This is a genomic window from Amycolatopsis sp. WGS_07 (genome assembly GCF_045278895.1).
In the GTDB taxonomy this organism is placed as follows: domain Bacteria; phylum Actinomycetota; class Actinomycetes; order Mycobacteriales; family Pseudonocardiaceae; genus Amycolatopsis.
This window is the reverse complement of sequence record NZ_CP136053.1, coordinates 3965206-3985254: the sequence shown is the minus strand read 5'-3', so window position 1 is coordinate 3985254 and position 20049 is coordinate 3965206. Positions and strand designations below refer to the sequence as shown.

General features: G+C 68.2%; 23 protein-coding genes and 1 pseudogene. 9 read left to right on the top strand and 15 right to left on the bottom strand.

Annotated features, from left to right (window positions below; all coding sequences use genetic code 11):
* Positions 1-48: 48 nt before the first annotated feature.
* The 4 genes from RPX00_RS19120 to RPX00_RS19105 form a co-directional block, all read right to left on the bottom strand.
* Positions 49-678 (bottom strand): MarC family protein, encoded by a 630-nt coding sequence (locus RPX00_RS19120; protein WP_182894360.1) that lies wholly within the window; start codon positions 676-678, stop codon positions 49-51.
* 1 nt (position 679) lies between these two features.
* Positions 680-1543, bottom strand: a complete 864-nt coding sequence (locus RPX00_RS19115; protein WP_406641102.1) for a PHP domain-containing protein — start codon at positions 1541-1543, stop codon at positions 680-682.
* A gap of 65 nt (positions 1544-1608) precedes the next feature.
* A complete protein-coding gene (locus RPX00_RS19110) occupies positions 1609-2169 on the bottom strand; it encodes a PH domain-containing protein (protein ID WP_009072960.1) in 561 nt (186 codons plus the stop codon).
* Positions 2170-2191: 22 nt separating this feature from the next.
* Positions 2192-2377, bottom strand: a complete 186-nt coding sequence (locus tag RPX00_RS19105; RefSeq protein ID WP_037815868.1) for a hypothetical protein — start codon at positions 2375-2377, stop codon at positions 2192-2194.
* Between the two features lie 167 nt (positions 2378-2544).
* Here RPX00_RS19105 and RPX00_RS19100 point away from each other — a divergent pair, with 167 nt between their 5' ends.
* Complete coding sequence (locus RPX00_RS19100; protein WP_406641100.1) at positions 2545-2946, top strand: NUDIX hydrolase; 402 nt, start codon at positions 2545-2547, stop codon at positions 2944-2946.
* 281 nt (positions 2947-3227) lie between these two features.
* Here the strand turns inward: RPX00_RS19100 and RPX00_RS19095 are convergent, their stop codons facing one another.
* Positions 3228-4328, bottom strand: coding sequence for a DUF2332 domain-containing protein (locus tag RPX00_RS19095; protein ID WP_406643000.1), 1101 nt, complete (start codon positions 4326-4328; stop codon positions 3228-3230).
* A gap of 32 nt (positions 4329-4360) precedes the next feature.
* Positions 4361-4864, bottom strand: a complete 504-nt coding sequence (locus tag RPX00_RS19090) for a MaoC family dehydratase (RefSeq protein WP_037815874.1) — start codon at positions 4862-4864, stop codon at positions 4361-4363.
* Positions 4865-5193: 329 nt separating this feature from the next.
* Between RPX00_RS19090 and corA the strand changes: the two genes are divergently transcribed.
* The 4 genes from corA (at position 5194) to RPX00_RS19070 (ending at position 8369) form a co-directional block, all read left to right on the top strand.
* Positions 5194-6282: a magnesium/cobalt transporter CorA gene (gene corA, locus RPX00_RS19085; protein WP_406641097.1), complete on the top strand. Its 1089-nt coding sequence runs from the start codon at positions 5194-5196 to the stop codon at positions 6280-6282.
* 196 nt (positions 6283-6478) lie between these two features.
* A complete protein-coding gene (locus RPX00_RS19080) occupies positions 6479-7132 on the top strand; it encodes a metallophosphoesterase (RefSeq protein WP_406641096.1) in 654 nt (217 codons plus the stop codon).
* Positions 7129-7968 carry a chromosome partitioning protein ParB gene (locus RPX00_RS19075; RefSeq protein ID WP_406641095.1) on the top strand — a complete coding sequence of 280 codons (840 nt, stop codon included), beginning with the start codon at positions 7129-7131 and terminating at the stop codon, positions 7966-7968. The genes RPX00_RS19080 and RPX00_RS19075 overlap by 4 nt, the downstream gene beginning before the upstream one ends.
* Positions 7969-8021: 53 nt before the next feature.
* Positions 8022-8369 (top strand): ClpX C4-type zinc finger protein, encoded by a 348-nt coding sequence (locus RPX00_RS19070; RefSeq protein WP_378308482.1) that lies wholly within the window; start codon positions 8022-8024, stop codon positions 8367-8369.
* Positions 8370-8414: 45 nt separating this feature from the next.
* Here the strand turns inward: RPX00_RS19070 and RPX00_RS19065 are convergent, their stop codons facing one another.
* Together RPX00_RS19065 and RPX00_RS19060 are read right to left on the bottom strand one after the other, a co-directional pair.
* Positions 8415-8609: a PspC domain-containing protein gene (locus RPX00_RS19065; protein WP_378308481.1), complete on the bottom strand. Its 195-nt coding sequence runs from the start codon at positions 8607-8609 to the stop codon at positions 8415-8417.
* Positions 8610-8762: 153 nt separating this feature from the next.
* Entirely contained in the window at positions 8763-9263 is a 501-nt protein-coding gene (locus tag RPX00_RS19060) for a DUF4265 domain-containing protein (RefSeq protein ID WP_406641092.1), read from the bottom strand.
* Between the two features lie 364 nt (positions 9264-9627).
* Between RPX00_RS19060 and RPX00_RS19055 the strand changes: the two genes are divergently transcribed.
* Positions 9628-10533, top strand: a complete 906-nt coding sequence (locus RPX00_RS19055; RefSeq protein ID WP_406641090.1) for a hypothetical protein — start codon at positions 9628-9630, stop codon at positions 10531-10533.
* A gap of 59 nt (positions 10534-10592) precedes the next feature.
* On the opposite strand, the gene RPX00_RS19050 is transcribed toward RPX00_RS19055, so the two are convergent.
* The 6 genes and pseudogenes from RPX00_RS19050 to RPX00_RS19025 all read right to left on the bottom strand — a co-directional run bounded on the left by RPX00_RS19050 (position 10593) and on the right by RPX00_RS19025 (position 17002).
* Positions 10593-11768, bottom strand: coding sequence for an ABC transporter ATP-binding protein (locus RPX00_RS19050; RefSeq protein WP_406641087.1), 1176 nt, complete (start codon positions 11766-11768; stop codon positions 10593-10595).
* Between the two features lie 3 nt (positions 11769-11771).
* The gene (locus RPX00_RS19045) at positions 11772-12614 is read right to left on the bottom strand and encodes a carbohydrate ABC transporter permease (RefSeq protein WP_182894369.1); all 843 of its coding nucleotides are present in this window, start codon (positions 12612-12614) and stop codon (positions 11772-11774) included.
* Between the two features lie 7 nt (positions 12615-12621).
* Positions 12622-13560: pseudogene (locus RPX00_RS19040) on the bottom strand (carbohydrate ABC transporter permease); the annotation flags it as partial.
* Positions 13557-14876, bottom strand: a complete 1320-nt coding sequence (locus RPX00_RS19035; protein ID WP_406641085.1) for an ABC transporter substrate-binding protein — start codon at positions 14874-14876, stop codon at positions 13557-13559. The pseudogene RPX00_RS19040 and the gene RPX00_RS19035, both read right to left, overlap by 4 nt.
* A 329-nt stretch (positions 14877-15205) precedes the next feature.
* Positions 15206-15733 carry a general stress protein gene (locus RPX00_RS19030; protein ID WP_406642998.1) on the bottom strand — a complete coding sequence of 176 codons (528 nt, stop codon included), beginning with the start codon at positions 15731-15733 and terminating at the stop codon, positions 15206-15208.
* A gap of 78 nt (positions 15734-15811) precedes the next feature.
* Complete coding sequence (locus tag RPX00_RS19025; protein ID WP_406641083.1) at positions 15812-17002, bottom strand: acyl-CoA dehydrogenase family protein; 1191 nt, start codon at positions 17000-17002, stop codon at positions 15812-15814.
* 167 nt (positions 17003-17169) lie between these two features.
* Here RPX00_RS19025 and RPX00_RS19020 point away from each other — a divergent pair, with 167 nt between their 5' ends.
* Entirely contained in the window at positions 17170-17514 is a 345-nt protein-coding gene (locus RPX00_RS19020) for a DUF4190 domain-containing protein (protein ID WP_406641081.1), read from the top strand.
* 58 nt (positions 17515-17572) lie between these two features.
* Positions 17573-18154, top strand: a complete 582-nt coding sequence (locus tag RPX00_RS19015; RefSeq protein ID WP_406641079.1) for a DUF4190 domain-containing protein — start codon at positions 17573-17575, stop codon at positions 18152-18154.
* On the opposite strand, the gene RPX00_RS19010 is transcribed toward RPX00_RS19015, so the two are convergent.
* Positions 18139-19020: a slipin family protein gene (locus RPX00_RS19010; RefSeq protein WP_406641077.1), complete on the bottom strand. Its 882-nt coding sequence runs from the start codon at positions 19018-19020 to the stop codon at positions 18139-18141. The two genes, RPX00_RS19015 and RPX00_RS19010, sit on opposite strands and share 16 nt — an antisense overlap.
* 95 nt (positions 19021-19115) lie before the next feature.
* Between RPX00_RS19010 and RPX00_RS19005 the strand changes: the two genes are divergently transcribed.
* Complete coding sequence (locus RPX00_RS19005; RefSeq protein ID WP_406641075.1) at positions 19116-20021, top strand: aminoglycoside phosphotransferase family protein; 906 nt, start codon at positions 19116-19118, stop codon at positions 20019-20021.
* The last annotated feature ends 28 nt before the right edge of the window (positions 20022-20049 follow it).

Here is a 20049-nt window from a genome sequence, read left to right as displayed (position 1 = left end):
GCCCACGCTACGCACCCCCACCGACACTTTCCGGCGTGGGCCGCCAAGCTAGCCGCCGGCGATGAAGCCCTGCACCGAATTCGCGACCAGCTCGACGGCGATCGCGGCGAGCAGCAGACCGGCGATCTTCGCCAGCAGCGTGATGCCGCTTTCCTTGATCAGCCGGATGACCACGCCGGAGAACCGCATGCAGGTGTACAGCACGAAATGCACGGTCACGATCGCCAGCGCGAGCGCGATGTATGCGCCGAGGTGCCCGTCGGCCTGCCGGACGAACACGATGGTCGCCGCGATCGCGCCAGGACCGGCCAGCAGGGGCGTGCCGAGCGGAACGAGGGCGACGTTGACGTCCTCGGCCGCCTCCGGCTCGTTGCTGCCCGCGTTGCCGGTGAGCAGCTGCAACGCGATCAGCAACAGCAGCAGGCCGCCCGCGCCCTGCAGGGCCGGGATGCCGATGCCCAGATACGCCAGGATCGCCTGCCCCGCCACCGCGAACAGCGAGATGACCAGCAGCGACACCAGCACCGCCTGCCGGGCCGCTTTCACCCGGGTGGCCATGGGTTTGCGGCCGACCAGGCTCAGGAAGACCGGCACCGTGCCGGGCGGGTCCATGATCACGACGAGGGTGATCGTCGCGCTCATGAAGAGCTTCGCGTCGAAGAAATCCGAGACGGCCATCTCAGCCCTTCACCACTTGGAAGCCGGTCGCCCGCCCCACCAATTCCTCCAGCTGGTCCGGTTCGGTCGTTTCCTGGCCGAGCCCGATCGTCTTGTTCGTGCCGTGGTAGTCGCTGGACCCGGTGCGGATGAGGCCCAGCTCGTCCGCCAGTTCGCGCGTGCGCGCCCGGGTGGCCGCGTCGTGGTTGGGATGGTTGACCTCGACGCCGGTCAGTCCGCGGGCCGCCAGGTCACGCAGGGTGTCCTCGCTGATCGTCGCTCCGCGGCTGAACGCGAAGGGGTGCGCCATCACGGTAACCCCGCCGGCCGCGGTGACCATGTCGATCGCTTCCTCGACCGGAGTGTCGCGGCGCGCGACGTAGTAGCCGCGGCGGCTGTGCAGATAGTCGCCGAACGCCTCGTCCACGGAGCTGACCAAGCCGGCGCGGACGAGTGCCTGCGCGAGGTGCGGCCGTCCGGCCGGCGAGTCCTCAGGCAGGAGGCTCAGGATTTCGTCGGCGTCGACCGGGAGGCCGTCGGCGGCCATCCGCTCGGCCATCCGCCGCAACCGGGTGCGCCGTTCGACGCGCAGCCGCGTCTGTTCCGCCACGATCGCCGGCGCGGCCGGGTCGAAGAGGTACGCGAGGAGGTGCACGCTGATCTCGTAGCCGGTGTCCGGATCGACCGACACCGTGGACAGCTCCGCGCCGGGCACGAGCGTCAGCCCGGCGGGCAGGGCCGCGGCGGCCGGTTCCCAGCCCGCGGTGGTGTCGTGGTCGGTGATCGCGACGACGTCGAGACCGGCACGCGCGGCAGCGCCGACAAGCTCGGCAGGGCTGTCGGTACCGTCGGAGGCCGTGGAATGGGCGTGCAGGTCGATGCGCATCAGACCTATTCTCGACGATGCGCTGGGTCACCCCGGCGCCGGGACCAGTGCCGACGCCGCGAAGGTCAGCCGACCGGCTTCTTGCCCCGTGCCGCGCGCTGCGCCTTGATCATCGAGAACCGTTCGGCCTGCTTCTGCTTGTCGCCGAACACCAGCTCGGAGATCGTGTCGTAGAACTCCTCGGGCCGCGGCAGGTAGTCGATCCGGTTCAACGCCTGGATCTGGCCCGCCGACTCGACGACCATCGTGCCGTAGCCCAGCATCCGGCCCCAGGCCGAACGCTGGTAGGTGAGGTCGGTGACCTTGCTGATCGGCATCATCAGCACCTTGGTGGTGAAGACGCCGGTGGTCATCACGAACCGTTTGTCGGTGACGACCAGCCGTTCGACCCACCATTCGATGATCACGTAGGCGAACCGCAGCACCACCGCCAGCGCGACGTACCAGAGGATGTTCTGCACCACCCACATCGAGGGCGGCAGCAGATACGACACCAGCACGCACACGATCAGCAGCGCGGCTGCCTCGAACGTGTCCCAGAGGAGCACCGCCCAGTGGCGGCGGATCCGGATGACCCGCCGCTCGGTGTCGAGCAGGTACTCGTCAGGGTCGCGTGGCGCGAACATGGTTCGAGGGTATCCCCTGCCGTCAGTGGAAGATGTTGCTGACGAACGTGATCACCGATTCGGCCGAGCTGCGGAGGAAGTCCACAATGTTGCTGACAAGACCAGCAGCATGGCCCGGCTGAGCGATCACGAAGAACAGCACCAACGCGATACCCACGAGTCCCGCAAGCTTCTTCGCGTTCACAGCGATCAATCCCGTCTCTTCCATGACACCCGGAAAACTGACTTTCTACGTTGTACCGCACTGACCACTCACGCGGGAGGAAAGTCCCGCGCATGGGTCAGCCAGGCGCTCGAAGTGTACCGTACGGCTACTCTCCGTGTACAGGTTCCCGAGCGCTAGGGGTCGCGCCGGGGGTCGGCTACGTTCGCGGCATGGACGCACTCGAACGCTGCGTCGGCGGCATCGTGTTCGACGACCAGGGCAGACTCCTGCTCATCCGGCGCGCGAACGACCCGGGAAAGGGGCTGTGGTCGCTGCCCGGCGGCCGGGTCGAACCGGGCGAAACGGACCACGAGGCGGTCGTCCGGGAGCTTCGCGAGGAGACCGGGCTCGACGTGAGACCGCACACACTGACCGGCTCGGTCGTCCGCGGCTCCTACGACATCCACGACTACGAATGCACGTGGACCGGCGGAATCCTCACCGCGGGCGACGACGCCTCCGACGCACGGTGGGTCAACTCGACCGAACTGGTCAATCTGGACGAAGCGGGCCACCTGACGGACCAGCTCCTGGTGACGTTGCGTGACTGGAATGCGTTGCCCGCCGCGTAACCCGGAGCGGTCAATTCCGTATTGCCCGGGGCGGCGTCCGCGATTCGGAACGGATTGCGGAGTTGGCGGAAAGTTTCGCAAGCGTTCAAGCATCCGCGATGAGCACGGAAAATGCGCGGAACGCGTATTCGATATCGCCGGACGCGCATCAGTAGCCCAAGCCCGGCCGCCGCGGGGCGCTGTGACTGATGGGGTGAATGTGACACAGGTTACGCACGGCGCCGAACAGCGTCGTGCGTGGCCAAGCCGGGGAGAACCGGCCTAGCCACGCACGAGGCAGATCAGGGCAGCCAGGTCATCCGCTGGCCGTGCGGCACCGTCCGAGCCAGCGCGCGGGCCTGCGGTTTCCCGTCCGCCCAGGTCGTCAGCCCCAGCACCGCCATCGCGGGTTCCTCGCCCTCGGACAGGTCGTCCCGGCCAGGAAGAACCGTCTCCAGCGCGCCTCGGTAGAACTCCTGGCTCACCCACCACACCGGCCGTTCCGAGGACAACCGGGCCAGCTCGGCCACGAAGTCCGCCCGCCGGTCGCCGAGATACGCCAGCGCGTGGCTGGTCAGCACCACCAGCGGCAGTTCCTCCGGCAACCGCGCGGCCGCCGAAGCCAGATCGTCCACCGCATCCCCGGCGATCAGCTCGGGCGCGTGCTTCCGCTGTTCCGCGGCGGCGGTCCGCAACAGCCGGATCCGGTCGACCTGATCCGCCCAGACGCACGCCTCCAGCCACGCCAGCTCGTCCTCATCCGAGAGGTCCACCGGAGCCCGGTCCAGCCCGGCTCGAGCGGCGATCGCGAGCTTCTTCGGCACCTTGGGCAGGCGAGCACCAGGCTCGAGGTCGATCGCGCAGTGCAGCCCGACAGCGGCCTTGGCGGGGCCGGCGGCGAGCTGCTCGCCGCCGTCGCACTGGTAGCGGTAGCCGAAACGGTCGAGCCCCAGCAGCAGCCCCGCGCTACAGCCGACCTCAAGCAGCGCGATCTTGCCGCCCGCTTCCTTCGCCGCCGCCGTGACAGCCGGGTACAGCAGCGCGGCGCGCCGCACCTCGTTCGTCTGCGTGTAGCGGGTCGAGATGATCTCGCGGGCCTGGTCCGCGCGCTCCAGCAGGAACGAGCGGAACAACGGCCAGGTCTCGCTGTCGACGCCGTCGAAACCGCCGACCGACGGGTAGTACCGCGACAGCGGATGAATCGGATCCGCCTGCACCAGCCGGTGCGCGGCAGCGAACAGCAAGGTGCCGCGCGCTTCGCCGCCGCGCGCGTCGGCCAGGAGGGCGGCGACGTCGTCATCCTCGGCCGCGTGCGTGGCGAGGTGGTCGTACAGCGGCGAAACCCCACGCGCCTCCACCTCGGCGAACCTGCGCAGCGTCTGCTTGATCTTCTCCAGGGCGATGGCCACCCGTGCTCCTCTTCGCGGCGGATCGATCACTCGTGCGGCGTCGGACGGCCGGGCTGCTCCCCGCCGCGCGTGTCGCCGTAGGACCGCTTCGGCACCATCACTTTGCGCCGGAAGATGCACACGATCGTGCCATCCTGTTTGTACCCGCGCGTCTCGACGTACACCACTCCCCGGTCGTCCTTGGACTTCGACGGGGTCTTGTCGAGCACCTCGGTCTCGCCGTAGATCGTGTCGCCGTGGAAGGTCGGCTTCACGTGCTTGAGGGATTCGACCTCGAGGTTCGCGATGGCCTTGCCGGACACGTCCGGCACCGACATGCCGAGCAGCAGCGAGTAGATGTAGTTGCCGACCACGACGTTCTTGCCGAAATCGGTCGTCTCGCCCGCGTAGTGCGCGTCCAGGTGGAGCGGGTGGTGGTTCATCGTGATCAGGCAGAACAGATGGTCGTCGTATTCGGTGACGGTTTTGCCGGGCCAGTGCTTGTAGACCGCGCCGACCTCGAACTCCTCGTAATACCGGCCGAATTGCACGCTTGCGCCTCCTGTCCGGGTAACACCTGCCGAACCAGGTGCGACACGTATCCGTGGTGAGGAGTACCCTCGACCATCGGTGATCGCGCGTCAACGCGACCCCTGCCACTTCGCACGCCCTGGCGTGCCCCGGCCGAAAGGAGGTGAGGGACCGCTCATGAGCAGTGGTGATAGTCCGCTCCCTAGTAGTACGTGCGTTCCCGCTCCGCCGGCCGGCCTTTTCCGCTCCTGGTAGGCCCGCGTCCGGGAACTCACGGTGCCGCCGGACGGACCCCGCAGTCCGCCTGGCCGTCGTCTTCGTGTTCCACGACGTCTGCCCAGGAGAAACCATGCCTGCCATTCCCTCGCTTGGCGGCCTTCGCGGCCGCGGCAACAGCCGGGCCAAGGCCAATCTCGAACGGCCGATCCCGGTGCCGCTGTCGGCCTATGTCGTCGATTGCGCGGTGTATGTCGACGGCAAACGGCTGCCGGGGCGCTGGACGCACGCGGAAGCGATCCGCGAGGTGCGCAAGCGGCACGCCGGGTTCGTCTGGATCGGCTTGCACGAGCCCGATTCCGACCAGATCCAGGGCATCGCGGACACGTTCGGCCTGCACGAACTAGCGGTCGAGGACGCGCTGGAGGCGCATCAGCGGCCGAAGCTGGAGCGCTACGACGACACGCTGTTCCTGGTGCTGAAGACCGTCCGGTACGTCGAGCACCAGTCGCCCACTACGGCCAACGAGATCGTGGAAACCGGCGAACTGATGGTGTTCCTCGGCCGCGATTTCGTCATCACCGTGCGGCACGGCAACCACTCCGGCCTCGCCCGGCTGCGCCGTGACCTCGACGACGACCCGGAACGGCTCTCCCTCGGCGCGGCGGCGGTCGTGCACGCGATCTCCGACCACGTGGTCGACCACTACCTGGAGGTCACCAGCCGGATCGAGGCGGACATCGACGAGATCGAGGCGCAGGTCTTCGCGCCGCGCTCGTCGGTGAGCGCCGAGCAGATCTACCTGATGAAGCGGGAAGTGCTCGAACTGCGCCGCGCGGTGGTCCCGCTCGCCACGCCGGTGTCGCGGCTCGCCGAGGGCTACACGCGGCTGGTGCCGGACGAGGTCCGGTCGTATTTCCGCGACGTCGCCGACCACCTCGCCACCGTGTCCGAACGCGTGGCGGCGTTCGACGAACTGCTCAGCACCCTGGTCGACGCGACGGTCGCGAAGATCTCGCTGCAGCAGAACACCGACATGCGCAAGATCACCGCGTGGGCGGCGATCATCACGGTGCCCACGATGGTCGCGGGCATCTACGGCATGAACTTCGACTACATGCCCGAACTGCATTGGCAGTTCGGCTATCCGATCGTGGTCTCGATCATTCTCGCGATCTGTCTGCTGCTGTACCGAATATTCCGGAAGAACGGCTGGTTGTAGCCGCCCCTCGCGGTCCCCTTTTCTTCCCCCGGTTGCAGGAGGTTTGTCTCGTCATGTCCCGGTTGCTGTCCAACCTCAAGTTCTGGGCCCTTGCCCTTTGCCTCATGTGGATCGTCGGCATCGTCGCGACGATCGCGCTCAACCCCGGGTTCGCGCACGGCATGAAGTGACGCCGCGTGCGCCGTAACCTTGGCGCATGCCGAAAGCGCTGGTGGTGGCCGACGAGGCCGACGAGCGGCTGTGGACCCCGGCGGTCCGCTCGCTGCGGGTCGACCTCGTCGTCGCCGCCGGCGATCTGCCGTTCGCGTATCTCGAATACCTCGCCGGCATGCTCGACGTGCCGTGCGTGTTCGTTCCGGGCAACCACGATCCGGATCTGAGCGGGTACACCCGCTACGGCGGACTGTCCATGAAGGACGGTTTCCCGACCGAATGGCCCGGACCCGCCGGCGGCATCAACGCCGACGGCCGCGTCGTCGACGTCGCCGGGCTCCGCATCGCCGGGCTCGGCGGCTCGATCCGCTACCGCGACGGCCCGAATCAGTGGACCCAGCGGCAGCAGGCGCGCCGGGCCCGGCGGCTGGAGCGTCGTTCCCGATGGCGGAAATGGCGTGACGGCAACGGAATCGACATCCTGCTGACGCATTCGCCGCCGCGGCATCTCGGCGACCGCGAAGACCCGCCGCACCAAGGTTTCACCTGTCTGCACCGCACCATCGAAACGCTGCGACCGCACTGGCTGTTGCACGGACACATCCATCCGCACGGCGAATCGGTGCCCGACCGCGTGGCCGGCCGCACCCGGATCCGCAATGTGGTGGGCTATCAGGTGATGGAGTTCCCGCGATGACCCGACCGACCGGTTTCCCGCGCGCCGACGCCGAAAACGACTTCCTGCGAGCCCGGCGGCGGCAGGTGCTGTCCCGGCTTTCCACGTGGCTGCGCCGGGAACCCGACGACGTCAACATCATGCTGCCGTTCCACGAGGTGGTGCAGGCACTCGGTTACGTCAGCGAGGCGCGGATCGGGACGCGAGTGATCACTTTGGACTCGATCGTCGGCACCGTCGACCGCAGCCGCGATTTCGACCGCCGGTTCCGCCCCACCTCCGCCCGGGTCCGGCAACGCTGGGAACGGCTCGCGCTGGCCGCCCGCCGCGGCGAAGCGATCCCGCCGATCGAGGTGTACCGGGTCGGCGAACTGCACTTCATCATCGATGGCCACCACCGGGTTTCGGTCGCGCTCGCACAGGGACTGTCCACAATAGAAGCTTCGGTGACGGTCGTGCGCACGAAGCTGAACCCGAGCGGCATCCGGTATCGCGGCGACCTGATCGTGAAGGACTACCGGAGGCTGTTCCTGGAACGAGTCCCGCTGTCCGGGCACGCTCGCGCTTCGGTGCTGGTAACGGATCCGTGGAATTACGCGCAACTCGGCGAGCACGTCGAAGCATGGGGATTCCGGCTCATGCAGGACGAAGGCCGGTTCACCGACCGCGCGACCGTCGCGCAGCGCTGGTTCGACGAGGAATTCACCCCGGTGGTGGCGATGCTGCGACAGGCGGACCTGATCGGCGACCGCACCGAGGCCGAGGCGTACCTGTGGGTCGCGTGCGAGCGGTACCGGCTGATCCGGACGCACCGCTGGGACGAGGAGGTCATCGAAGCGCTGCGCGCCCAGCAGTGACTTGTCAGGAGCCACCTGACGTGTCAGGCTTGCCCTGACACTGGGAGGTAGCGATGACTTCGTACTGCTCGTTCTGTCTCAAACCGGCCGACGAGGTGGCCAAGCTGATCGCCGGCGCGGGGGTCTACATCTGCGACGGCTGCGTCGGATTGTGCGAACAGATCCTGGCCGGGAAACACGAGCCGGGGACGCCCGAAGTGACGCTGTGGGAGCGGAAATCGGACGAGGAGATCCTGGAGAGCATCCCGCGGATGGCGAAGGTCAGCGCGCAGACGGACGCGCGGATTCAGGAGCAGGTGGATCTGCTGCGCACGCGCGGGGTGGCGTGGGCGCGGATCGGCGAGGCGCTCGGGGTGACCCGGCAGTCGGCCTGGGAACGGTTTTCCGCCGAGCGGACGTGAGCCCCCTCCCGTCCGGTGACGGGAGAGGGCCCTCGTTTCGCCTGCTCAGTCGCTGGGGATGATGGCCCACAGGATCAGGTACGCGACGAACTGCGGCCCCGGCAGCAGGCACGACAGCAGCGCGAGCACCCGGATCTTGCCCGGTGTGGTCCCGAAGCGACGGGCGAGCCCGGCGCAGACGCCGCCGATCATGCGCCCCTCACGCGGCCGGCTCAGCCGGTGGGTGACAGGTGCGGTCATCGTGATCCCCTCCCATTCGGGTTCGTGTCTCCATAGCACCACGTCCGGGGCGGGGATACATCGCTCCGCGGGACGATCCGGACCCCTAAGGGGATGGGGCCCACCCCTACGCGCGGGTCGGGGTATCGGCGGGAACTCGCAGGTCAGCGCGCCTTACCCGGCGGACTGCCACTCCTGGCTGACGCAGCCCTCCTCGTAGGCCCACGAACCGTCCGCGTGCCCCGCGTCGAGCACGCGCTTCGCCTCGGCCAGGTTCGCTTCCGGCGGGACGGTGAACCCGACCAGGCCGAATTGGTCGAACCGCTCGCCCTCGAAGCCGAACGGGGCGAAGCGGTCGAGCACCCGGCCCAGGTCGCCGGCGAACGGACCGTCCGGCCAGACGATCAACCGGATGGTGCAGTTCCCGGACCACTCGACTCGTTCGACCGGCCGCAGCACGCCGTCCTCGTCCGGCTCGACCCGGAAGACGTCACCCTCGGCCGCGTCGCGGACGAACCACGGGATGTTGTCGAGCCGCACGTGGCCCGGACGGTCGAGGGGCACCGCCCACAGCCCTTCGCGGCTGGCTGGCGGCCAGTCCTCGCCGTCGGAAGGCAGGTCGAAGACGACCTTGACGTGAGTCGGCTGGGTGCTGGTGGAGGGTCGTTCTGGCACTGAGGAAGCTTGCCATCGCGTTCGTGGGGCGGGAACGCGGCTCGGCCACGGGTGATCGGTGCCGGTCGGGCGCGACGATGGTGCCTTGGCTAAAGGCTGCCTCCACACGGCTCGACCGCGACGCCTCCGGCTGGCCGAAGGTGGCCGCCGCCGAAGCTCGTCATCCCCCTCGCACGAACAGTAACGCGACTCGACCGCGGGCGATGCCGAAGCGCATCGGCCGATGCGCCACCACCCGACCCGACCGTGCGGCTCCCCTGCCGAAACCGTCCGGACCTCCCCCACCAGCGGTGATGACTCAGCGAAGTGTGGGATTTCCCGACGGGGGCTGGATTTTTCGCCACTCACGGTGATACTGCACCCCGTGCGTAACCCACTCGGAGTCTTCGCGGTCGGCTGTTCGGTGTTGCTCGCCGGGAGTGCCGGATGTGCCGCGGAGCCGGATCCTGCCCCGGCGGCGCAGTCCGCGCCGGTGCCCCTGACTGCCATCGCCGCGCTCGGGGACTTCGCCACGCTCGATTACTGCAGTCTGCTCGACCCGGCGCGGCTCAAGAACACCACCGCCGACGCGCCGGATTCCTCGTTCACCGCGTGCCAGGCGGACTTCGTCCAGGCCGGGCGGCCGCGGACGGTCACCATCGGGCCACTCGCGGCGGATCGGGATCCCAACGTCCGGGCCTACGACTATCCGGGCAAGGTGCCGGACGGGGTTTCCGTGCAGCAGGGCGGGTTTGTGTCGGACCGGACGTGCGGGCGGGCGATCACGTTCGCCGACGGGGTCCGGCTGGCCGTCTCGATCACCGACGGGGACGACCGCGGCAGTGCGGCGGATCGGTGCGCGGCGGCGGACGACGTGGTCGGCGGGGTGCTCGCCGCGGTGACCGGGAACCGGGTGCGGCATCCGCAGTTGCCGGACCGGTCGTGGGGGCGGGTGGATTCCTGCGCGATCCTCAGCGCGTCCGGAACGGCGGGCGGCGACGCGACGGCCGGGTTCGCCGGGCATTCCTGCATTCAGGACAAGGTGAGCCTGGAGTTCGCGGTGGTGCGGCAGGCTCCGGCCGGGCCGTCGGAAACGCTCGGCAACCGGACTGCCCGGGTGGCTGCCGACGGCGCGTTCTGCCGGGCCCGGACGGTACAGCCCTCACCGGCGACGCCGGGACGCGCTGAGCAAGCGACCGTGAGCGTGGTCGACACCAGCGGCGCGGGCGGGGACGCGGCTTGTCCCGCTGCCCGCACCGCTGCTGCGACGATTTTCTCGAAGATCCCCTGAGCGTCCGTGAAGGACTCCTTGAGGGAATCAGATTCCTTCAAGGAGTCCTTCACGGACCGTCAGTCGGCGTAGGTGAGGTTTCGGCCGTCGGACGGGTCGAAGAGTTTCACCTTGTCCGCGTCGAACCAGATCCGCAGGTCCTGGTTCTCCGCGGCCGCCGATTCGGCCGACAGCCGGGCCACGATCAGCGATTCCGCGCCGGGGACGTCGGCCGAACCGCTGTCGGCGGCCAGTTCCGCCAGTTCGGCCGAGGTCGCGGTTTCGCCGTCCACGGTGAAGTGCGCGAACTTCTCCGAGCCCATCGATTCCAGCACGTCCACGTGCGCGGTGAAGGTCGCGCCCTCCCGGCCCGATTCGACGAGGGCGGCGTCCTCGAAGTGTTCCGGGCGGATGCCCATGATCACCTCGCGCGGGGCGTTCGCCGCTTCGGCCATCCGGCGGATCCGGTCGGTGAGCGGCGTGGTGCCGAGCGAACTGCGCAGCTCGCCGTTTTCCAGCGTCGCGGGGACGAAGTTCATCGACGGCGAGCCGATGAATCCCGCCACGAACAGGTTCGCCGGGTTGTCGTAAAGGAACTGCGGCGAACCGATCTGCTGGACGTACCCGGCCCGCAGCACGACGACCCGGTCGCCGAGGGTCATCGCCTCGGTCTGGTCGTGCGTGACGTACAGCGTGGTCGTGCCGAGCTGCTTCTGGATTTTCGACACCGACGTACGCATCTGACCGCGCAGTTTGGCGTCCAGGTTGGACAGCGGCTCGTCCATCAGGAACGCCTTGGGGTTGCGCACGATCGCCCGGCCCATCGCCACCCGCTGCCGCTGCCCGCCGGACAGGTTGGCCGGTTTGCGGTCGAGATGCTGGGTCAGGTCGAGGATCTTCGCCGCTTCCTCCACTTTGGACCGGACGATCTTGTCGTCCACTTTGGCCAGCCGAAGCGGGAACGCCATGTTCTCCCGCACGCTCATGTGCGGGTACAGCGCGTACGACTGGAACACCATCGCGATGTCCCGGTCCTTCGGCGCTTTCTCGTTGACCCGCTTGCCGTCGATGCGCAGTTCGCCGGAGGAGATGTCCTCCAGCCCGGCGACCATGTTGAGCGTGGTCGACTTCCCGCAGCCGGACGGGCCGACCAGGATGATGAACTCGCCGTCGGCGATCGTGATGTCCACTTCGGACACCGCGAGCGCGCCGTCGGGATAGCGCTTGGAAACCTTGTCGAGAACGATTTCAGCCATCGGTCAGCCCTTCACCGCACCGGACGTCAGCCCCGCCACGATGCGACGCTGGAAAAACAACACGAACAGGATGATCGGCACGGTGATCACGACCGCAGCCGCGCACACCTGGCCGGTCGGGTCCTCGAACTGCGAGGACCCGGTGAAGAACGACAACGCGGCCGGCACCGTGCGCGACGACTCGGTGGACGTCAGCGAGATGGCGAACAGGAAGTCGTTCCAGCAGAGGATGAACACCAGGATCGCGGTGGTGAACACGCCCGGCGCGGCCAGCGGCGCGATCACCTTCCGGAATGCCTGCGCCGGCGTCGCGCCGTCCATTTTCGCCGCCTTTTCCAGTTCCCACGGGATTTCCCGGAAGAACGCGGACAGCGTGTAGATCGACAGCGGCAGCGCGAACGTGATGTAGGGCAGGATCAGCCCCGGCCAGGTGTCGAAAAGGCCGAGCCCGCGTTCGATGTTGAACAGCGGGGTGACCAGCGATACCTGCGGGAACATCGCGATCAGCAGGGAAAGCCCCACCAGCAATTGCTTTCCGGGGAAATCCAGCCGCGCGATCGCGTACGCCGCCATCGTGCCCAGCACCACCGCGATGACCGTGGAGATCACCGCGATGCCGATCGAGTTCACCAGCGCGTGCAGGAACTCCGTGGTCTGGAAGATGTCCGCGTAGTTCTTGAGCGTCCATTCCACCGGGATGAAATTGCCGTCGGTGAGCGTCGCTTTCGTCTTGAACGACAGCGAAAGCACCCACAGCACCGGGACGATCGCGAACACCAGCACCAGGATGTCCAGCAGGCCCCAGCCGACCTTGCGGCCGGTGGTGGCCGCACCTCCGATAGCCATCAGCGCTTCCCCCGTCGTCCGTGCCGGGCGCGGCGGTGCCGAACACCTTGATGAAGAGGAACGCGATGATCGCCACCGTGATGAAGATCAGCACCGCCATGGTGGAGCCGATCCCGAGGTTGAGCCCCTTGACCAGGTTGTCGTAGGTCTGCATGGACACCGATCCGGTGTCCTGCGCGCCGCCGGTGAGCACGTAGATATTGTCGAAAATGCGGAACGCGTCGAGCGTGCGGAACAGCAGCGCGACGAGAATCGCCGGTTTCATCACCGGCAGCATCACCTTGGTGAACCGCTGCCACGCGGTCGCGCCGTCCATCGCCGCGGCCTTCAGCAGATCGTCCGGCACCAGCGCCAGCCCGGCCATCAGCAGCAGCGCCATGAACGGCGTCGTCTTCCACACCTCGGCGAGGATGATGATGAACAGCGACGGCCACTGGTCCGTCAGCGGCGCGACGCCCTCGCCCAGCGCGTTCGCGAGGTACCCGGTTTTGGGCGTCCACGCGAAATACCACGAGAACGCGGCCACCACGGTGACGATGCCGTACGGGATCAGCGCGACGGTGCGCACCAGCCCGCGGCCGACGAGCGTGCGGTGCATGATCAGCGCGAGGCCCATGCCCAGCACGAATTCGATCGCCACCGAAACGACGGTGAGGAACATGGTGGTGCCGAACGCGGTCCACCAGTAGGAATTCGTGAGCACCGCGGCGTAGTTGTCGAATCCGATGAACTCGTGCTTCGCCGGGAACCGCAGGTCGTAACGCTGCAGCGAAAGCCAGACCGAATAGACGATCGGGTATCCGGTCACCGCGATCATCACGAGGAACGCGGGCGCGCACAGCCACAGCCCGAGCCGCCGTTCCGCCTTCTTGCCCTCGGAAAGCGCGGGCTTTTCCTTCCGATGCGCCGCTTCGTGCGTTTTCGCGGCGGGATCCTGGACGGTCACGGGATCACTCCCTTCGACTGGAGCGCGTCATCGAGCTGTTCCCGCATTTTCTGCGCGGTCGTCTGCGGATCGATCGCCGACGGCGGGGAAAGGATTTTCGACATCACCGTGGACAGATTCTGGTACACCGGGGTGAGCGGCCGGACGGCGGCGGTTTTCAGCGCCGCCAGAATAGCGTCCCGCATCGGGTACTTTTCGGCCATGTTCGGGTTGTCCGCCGAGACCGGCTTCGCTGGGTCCAGCGGAGTGTCGTCGTGGTACACCGATTCGATCGTCGGCGGCACCCCGTCGTTGATCGCGGAGACCTTCTGGTTTTCCTTGCTGCGCAAGCACAACGCCGCTTCGTAGGCCTCGGGCTTATGCTGCGAGAAACTGCTCACCGCCAGGTCGAACCCGCCGATCGTGCTCTTCGACGGAATGCCCTCCTTCGCCTGCGGGTACACCGCCCACTTGAAATGCGGCAGGTCCTTCGGCTTCTCCTCACCATAGGAGGCGTAAACGAACGGCCAGTTCAGCTCGAACGCGGCGTCCCCGCGCTGGAACGTCTGCCGGACGTCGTCCTCCTTCTGGTTCGTCAGCGACGGATCGGTGATCCCCGACGACGTGATCTTCTTCAGCAGTTCGAGCGCCTGCACCGCGCCCTGGTCCATCACCACGGATTTCCCGTCGTCGGACAGAATGTGCCCGCCGAGCGATTCGACCAGCGTGTTGTAGATGACCACCAGGCCTTCGTACTGCGCGCCGGTGAATACCACGGAATGCGGTTTGCGCTCGCTCTTGAGCTGCTGCGACATCCGCATCATCTCGTCCCACGTCTTCGGCGGGGTCGGGGTGATGCGGTCGTCGTACCAGAGCAGCTGCACATTGGTGTTCTTCGGCGCGGCGAAGAGTTTCCCTTGGTACGTCGCGGTTTCCAGCGGGCCCTTCAGCACGCCCTCGGACGCGGCCGCCTTGTGCTGCCCGGTCCACTCGTCCACCCAGCCCGCCTCGGCGAACTCCGAAACCCAGGTGACGTCGAGCCCGAGCACGTCCATCGACGTGTCGCCCGCGGCGAGCCGGCGAGCCATCTGGATCCGCTGGTCGTCCGAACCGCGCTGCAGCTTGTTGTAGACGATCCGGTACCGCCCGGCGGCGGCCTTGTTGCAGTTGTCGACGACCGTCTGGAAATGGTCCTCCGGGGAGTAGTAGACGTTGATCGTCATCCCGGAAGCCGTTCCGCAGCCCGCCGCGAGACCGCTCGTCACCAAGCCCGCGGCGAGCAGCGCCGCCGCGCGGGTAGGCCCTCGTTTCTTGCCGCTGGGCCGTTTCTTCCCCATTCAAGCCTCCTCGCCATGTGCACACGGCACCGTCCGGCGCCGCCCCCAGACAGCACGCCGCGACGAGGCGGACCCGAGCCAGCACCCCGACGTGCCAGTTGCCGGCAGGCCGCGCTGGAGGACACGACCGGCCAACCGGTGTCGGTCAACCTATGCCCGGCGATCACCCGCCGCAAGCAGGGTCGGTAACGATTCAGCCAGGTGCGCGCGAACCATCGGAAAGACGGGTGAATTAGTCCCGTGGGTACTTATGCGGTGGCGGGAGGAGCAGGGCGGGGCGGCGGCCGGAAGTGGACAGGCACCTGGCAGAGCAGGCCGCGGAGGTGGGCTCAGGCAGTAGCGGGCGGCGGGCGCAACGCCAGCTTCGCGAGCAGCTCCCGCCCCTGCTCCGCGCTGCGGGGCTGGCACAGCACGTCGTAGCGGCCGGCGACGAGCTGGCTCGCCGAGGAGAAATCGCGGCGTCCGCGCGAGGTCCGGTAGCCGATCGCCGAGAACGCCAGCCCGGACAGCACGCCCAGCACCAGCCCGGTCAGCAGCTGCAGCGTGAAGCCGCCCTGGTTGACGAACATGCCCAGCAACAGACCGGCGAACAGGCCGAACCACGCGCCGGACATCGCGCCCGCGGCGAGCACCCGGCCCCAGGACAGCCGTCCGATGACCCGTTCGACCAGCATCAGGTCGACGCCCACGATCGTGACGTCGGTGACCGCGAACTCGCTTTCGGCCAGGAAATCGACCGCCTGCTGCGCCTCGCCGTAGGTCGAATACGACCCGATCGGCCAGCCGGTGGGCGGCGTCGGGAGCCGAGGCAGCCCGGCCGCGCCCTGGCCGCCACCAAAGGGACTGCTCACCATCATCACCTGCGCACTCGTCCGATCCGAGGGTTCCATCTTGTCAAGAACCGGCGGAGCGCGCGAACTCCGGCGAGCGAAGGGTCAGGCTTTGTAGTCCCGCAGGAGGCCCCGGCTGATGATGGTTTTCTGGATTTCGCTGGTGCCCTCGCCGATCAGCAGGAACGGGGCCTCGCGCATCAAGCGCTCGATCTCGTATTCCTTCGAGTAGCCGTAGCCGCCGTGGATCCGGAACGCCTCCTGCGTCACCTCGGCGCAGTACTCGCTCGCGATCAGCTTCGCCATCCCGGCCTCGACGTCGTTGCGCGCACCGGAATCCTTCAACCGCGCCGCGTTCACCATCATCAGATGCGCGGCCTCGACCTTGGTCGCCATCTCCGCGAGCTTGAACGCGATCGCCTGGTGCTGCGCGATCTGCTTCCCGAACGTCGACCGCTGCTGCGCGTACGCCACCGCCAGCTCGAACGCCCGGATCGCGATCCCGCACGCCCGCGCGGCCACGTTCACCCGGCCGACCTCGACCCCGTCCATCATGAACGAGAAACCCTTGCCCGGCGCGGCGCCCAGCACCTTGTCCGCACCGATCCGGAAGCCGTCGAACACCGCCTCGGTGGTGTCCACTCCCTTGTAGCCCATTTTGTCGATCTTGCCCGGGATGGTGAGCCCCGGAAGGACCTCGCCGAACCCGGACGGCTTCTCCACCAGGAACGTCGTCAGGTTCTGGTGCGCCTTCTCCGCGCCCTCGTCCGTCTTGACCAACAGGGCGATCAGGTTGGAGGAGCCGCCGTTGGTCAGCCACATCTTCGCGCCGTCGATCACATAATCGTCGCCCTCGCGCTTGGCGCGGGTCTTGATCGCGGCTACGTCGGAGCCAAGGTCAGGCTCGGACATAGAGAAGCTGCCCCGCACCTCGCCGGTCGCCATCCGCGGCAGGAAATGCTGCTTCTGCTCCGGCGTCCCGTGCTGCTTGATCATGTGCGCCACGATGAAGTGCGTGTTGATCACGCCGGACACGCTCATCCAGCCGCGCGCGATCTCCTCCACCACCAGCGCATACGTCAGCAGCGATTCGCCGAGGCCGCCGTACTCCTCCGGGATGGTGAGCCCGAACAGGCCCATCTCCTTCATGCCCTCGACGATCTCCGCCGGATACTCGTCCGCGTGCTCCAGAGCCTGCGCGTGCGGGATGATCTCCTTGTCCACGAACGACCGCACCGTGGACAGAATCTCCTGCTGCACATCGGTCAGGCCGGCGGTCCGGGCGAGACGGGCCATCACTGGGCTCCCTTCGGCGAGCGACGCCGGCTCCCGGCGCTGGGGTTACCGGGGAGTATGACTGGTTCCCGCCCGAGCGGCTATGAGGGTGCTCACGCCGGGCCGCGGTTTCCCCGTTAAGGTGCGGATAAGGTGCTGATCCACCCGAAACCGCGAGAAGGATCCCGATGAGCGAGGCCAGCGACGACCGGGACGAGCCCGCGGGCCGGGACGGCTACGAACACCCGTCGTACGAGCATCAGCCTTATCCGCCGCAGGGCCCGCCGCCCGGCGCGGGGCTCGCGGTCGGCTCGCTGGTGTGCTCGATCGCCGGATTCGTGCTGTGCGCGCCGATGGCCATCGCGGGGATCGTGATGGGGCACATCGCGTTCTACCGGGCCCGCCACGGCCGCGGCACCGGCGGCGCGCTGGCGCTCGCCGGGTTCGTGATCGGCTACGCCGCGCTCGTCGTCTGGGGCATCGCCATCCCGCTGATCGTGCACGCGCTGGTCCAGTCCGGAGTTTTCGGCTGATGCCGCCGCCGGACCCGGTAGCGTCGGCCTTCGTACCCGGCATCCCGAGGGAGCCCCGATGACCACTCCGTCCGACCGCGAACCGGCGTCCTACGAACCGCCGCCGACCGCGGACCCCGCTCCGTACGAGCCGCCGGCCACCGCCGAGCCCGCGCCGTACGAGGCCCCGGCGGACGCCGTCACGTCCACTTCGGAGGATGCCTCGCCGGTCCCGCCGCCGGGCTGGATCGCGCCCGACCCCGGCCCGGTCGCGCAGCTGCCCGGCGAGCAACCGGCTCCCGCCCCGGCACCGTATCCCGTTGCGGCGCAACCGGATCCGTTCGCGCCGCCGCCCGCCTACCAGGGCTTTCCGGCTCCGCCGCCGTACGGCGCGGGCTACCGGCCGTACTCGAACACCTCCGACACCGGGCTCGCGACCGGCGCGCTGGTGTGCTCCGTGCTCGGGCTGGTGACCTGCGTTCTTTCGGTCGCTGGCATCGCGATGGGGCACGTCGCGCTGGCCAAGGCCAACCGCAACGAAGCGGGCGGACGCACCATGGCGCTGTCGGCCGTGGTGCTCGGCTACGTCGCGCTCGCCTTGTGGGTCGGTTTCCTCGTGACGATGCTGGTCCTCGGCCTGAACGGCTACCTGGAGCGCTGATCCGGCACGTCGCCCGCCTCCGCCGAAGCGACCTGGCCGTTTCCAGGCCCCTCCGGGGACGACTCGGCGGGCGCCCGCGGCTCCGGCGGCTTCTCCGCGGCCGGTTTCGCCGCCGGGTCGGTCCGCGCGTCCAGGAAACGCAGCAGCTCCACCGGGAACGGCAGCACCAGCGTCGAGTTCTTCTCCGCCGACACCTGGACCACCGTCTCCAGCAGCCGAAGCTGCAGCGCGGCCGGGGTGTCCGCCATCGTCGCGGCGGCCTGGGCCAGTTTGTGCGAGGCCTGCAGTTCGCCGTCCGCGGAGATGACCCTGGCGCGGCGTTCGCGTTCGGCCTCGGCCTGGCGCGACATCGACCGTTTCATCGACTCCGGCAGCGCGACGTCCTTGATCTCCACCCGGTCGATGTGGATGCCCCAGCCCAGCGCCGGGCTGTCGATCATCAGCTCGAGGCCCTCGTTGAGCCGTTCGCGGTTCGACAGCAGGTCGTCCAGGTCGCTCTTGCCGATGATGGACCGCAGCGACGTCTGCGCGACCTGGCCGATCGCCGAGCGGTAGTCCTGGACGTGGACCGCGGCCAGCACCGGGTCGACCACCTTGAAGTACACGACCGCGTCCACCCGGACCGTGACGTTGTCCCGGGTGATGCCGTCCTGCGCGGGAATCGGCAGCGTCACGACCTGCATGTTCACCTTCTGCATGCGGTCGGCGATGGGCAGCAGCAGCGCGAGCCCCGGATCGCGGACCTCGGGCCGCACCCGGCCGAAGCGGAACACCAGCCCGCGTTCGTACTGTTTGACCACGCGCACCGCTGAGCCGAGCCACACCCCGCCCACGACGACCACCGCGCTGACAATCTCGACGATCATGGCAGCTCCCGGGTTCGCCAAACCCTGATCTCATCCACTGTACGCGCGCGGAACAGCCTCGGAAACGGCTTGCGCGGCCGACCAGGATGGGTGTTGTGACCGTTTTGGTAATCCCGCCTTTCTTCGCCGAACGCGCCCCGAAGGTGCTGGGTCCGGAAGCCGTCCCGTGGCTCGCGTCGCTGCCCGCGCTCGCCGAGCGGTACGCCCGGAAGTGGGGGCTGGAGTTCGAGGACAGCCCCCGGCACGGCTACGTCGGGGTGGTCCAGCCCGCCCGGCGCGCGGACGGCTCCCGCGTGGTGCTGAAACTCGGCTGGGTGGAAGACGAATCGCGCGACGAGCCGCTCGCACTGTCCACATGGGCCGGTCGGGGATCGGTGCTGCTGCACGAGTCCGCGCCCGAGGACGGCGCGATGCTGCTGGAACGCCTCGACGACAGCCGGACGCTGGACGGCGAACCGCTGCTGCCCGCTGTCGAGATCATGAGCGAACTCGCCCGGCGGCTCGCGGTCCCCGCGCCGGAAGGGCTCACCCGCACGCTGTCCGGCGTCGCGGAGGAACTGCTCGAGGAGTTGCCCAAATCGTGGCGGGAGCTGAACGAACCGCTCCCCCGCCGCGAACTGGACGCGGCGCTGGAGGTGTGCCGCGACCTCGGCCCGGAAGCCGGAAACGCGCTGGTGAACGAGGACCTGCACTACGAGAACGTGCTCTCCGGCACGCGCGAACCGTGGCTGGTGATCGACCCGAAGCCGCTCGCAGGCGACCTCGAATACGGCGCGCTTTCGTTGCTGTGGAACCGGTTCAGTGAATCCACACTGGACTCGAAGCTCGCCGCGAGCGGGCTGGACCGCGACCGCGCCAAGGCGTGGACGCTCGTCCGCGCGGTGCAGAACCGGCTGTGGCACGCACAGGACCTGATCGATTTCGGCGGATTGGGCGAGGAGGACGACGGCCCGTCCGCCGACGAACTGCCCGCGCTCACCCGATGGGCGCTCGGCAGCTGAGAATTCGCCGAGTCGCGGTCCGAGCGGG

Coding starts and splice junctions, on each gene's coding strand:
- RPX00_RS19080 (WP_406641096.1), top strand. CDS start 6,479: ATGCCGAAAGCGCTGGTGGTGGCCGACGAGGCCGACGAGCGGCTGTGG.
- RPX00_RS19100 (WP_406641100.1), top strand. CDS start 2,545: ATGGACGCACTCGAACGCTGCGTCGGCGGCATCGTGTTCGACGACCAG.
- RPX00_RS19045 (WP_182894369.1), bottom strand. CDS start 12,614: ATGGCTATCGGAGGTGCGGCCACCACCGGCCGCAAGGTCGGCTGGGGC.
- RPX00_RS19105 (WP_037815868.1), bottom strand. CDS start 2,377: ATGGAAGAGACGGGATTGATCGCTGTGAACGCGAAGAAGCTTGCGGGA.
- RPX00_RS19050 (WP_406641087.1), bottom strand. CDS start 11,768: ATGGCTGAAATCGTTCTCGACAAGGTTTCCAAGCGCTATCCCGACGGC.
- RPX00_RS19025 (WP_406641083.1), bottom strand. CDS start 17,002: ATGGCCCGTCTCGCCCGGACCGCCGGCCTGACCGATGTGCAGCAGGAG.
- RPX00_RS19010 (WP_406641077.1), bottom strand. CDS start 19,020: ATGATCGTCGAGATTGTCAGCGCGGTGGTCGTCGTGGGCGGGGTGTGG.
- RPX00_RS19015 (WP_406641079.1), top strand. CDS start 17,573: ATGACCACTCCGTCCGACCGCGAACCGGCGTCCTACGAACCGCCGCCG.
- RPX00_RS19110 (WP_009072960.1), bottom strand. CDS start 2,169: ATGTTCGCGCCACGCGACCCTGACGAGTACCTGCTCGACACCGAGCGG.
- RPX00_RS19030 (WP_406642998.1), bottom strand. CDS start 15,733: ATGATGGTGAGCAGTCCCTTTGGTGGCGGCCAGGGCGCGGCCGGGCTG.
- RPX00_RS19075 (WP_406641095.1), top strand. CDS start 7,129: ATGACCCGACCGACCGGTTTCCCGCGCGCCGACGCCGAAAACGACTTC.
- RPX00_RS19035 (WP_406641085.1), bottom strand. CDS start 14,876: ATGGGGAAGAAACGGCCCAGCGGCAAGAAACGAGGGCCTACCCGCGCG.
- RPX00_RS19115 (WP_406641102.1), bottom strand. CDS start 1,543: ATGCGCATCGACCTGCACGCCCATTCCACGGCCTCCGACGGTACCGAC.
- RPX00_RS19065 (WP_378308481.1), bottom strand. CDS start 8,609: ATGACCGCACCTGTCACCCACCGGCTGAGCCGGCCGCGTGAGGGGCGC.
- corA (WP_406641097.1), top strand. CDS start 5,194: ATGCCTGCCATTCCCTCGCTTGGCGGCCTTCGCGGCCGCGGCAACAGC.
- RPX00_RS19120 (WP_182894360.1), bottom strand. CDS start 678: ATGGCCGTCTCGGATTTCTTCGACGCGAAGCTCTTCATGAGCGCGACG.
- RPX00_RS19020 (WP_406641081.1), top strand. CDS start 17,170: ATGAGCGAGGCCAGCGACGACCGGGACGAGCCCGCGGGCCGGGACGGC.
- RPX00_RS19070 (WP_378308482.1), top strand. CDS start 8,022: ATGACTTCGTACTGCTCGTTCTGTCTCAAACCGGCCGACGAGGTGGCC.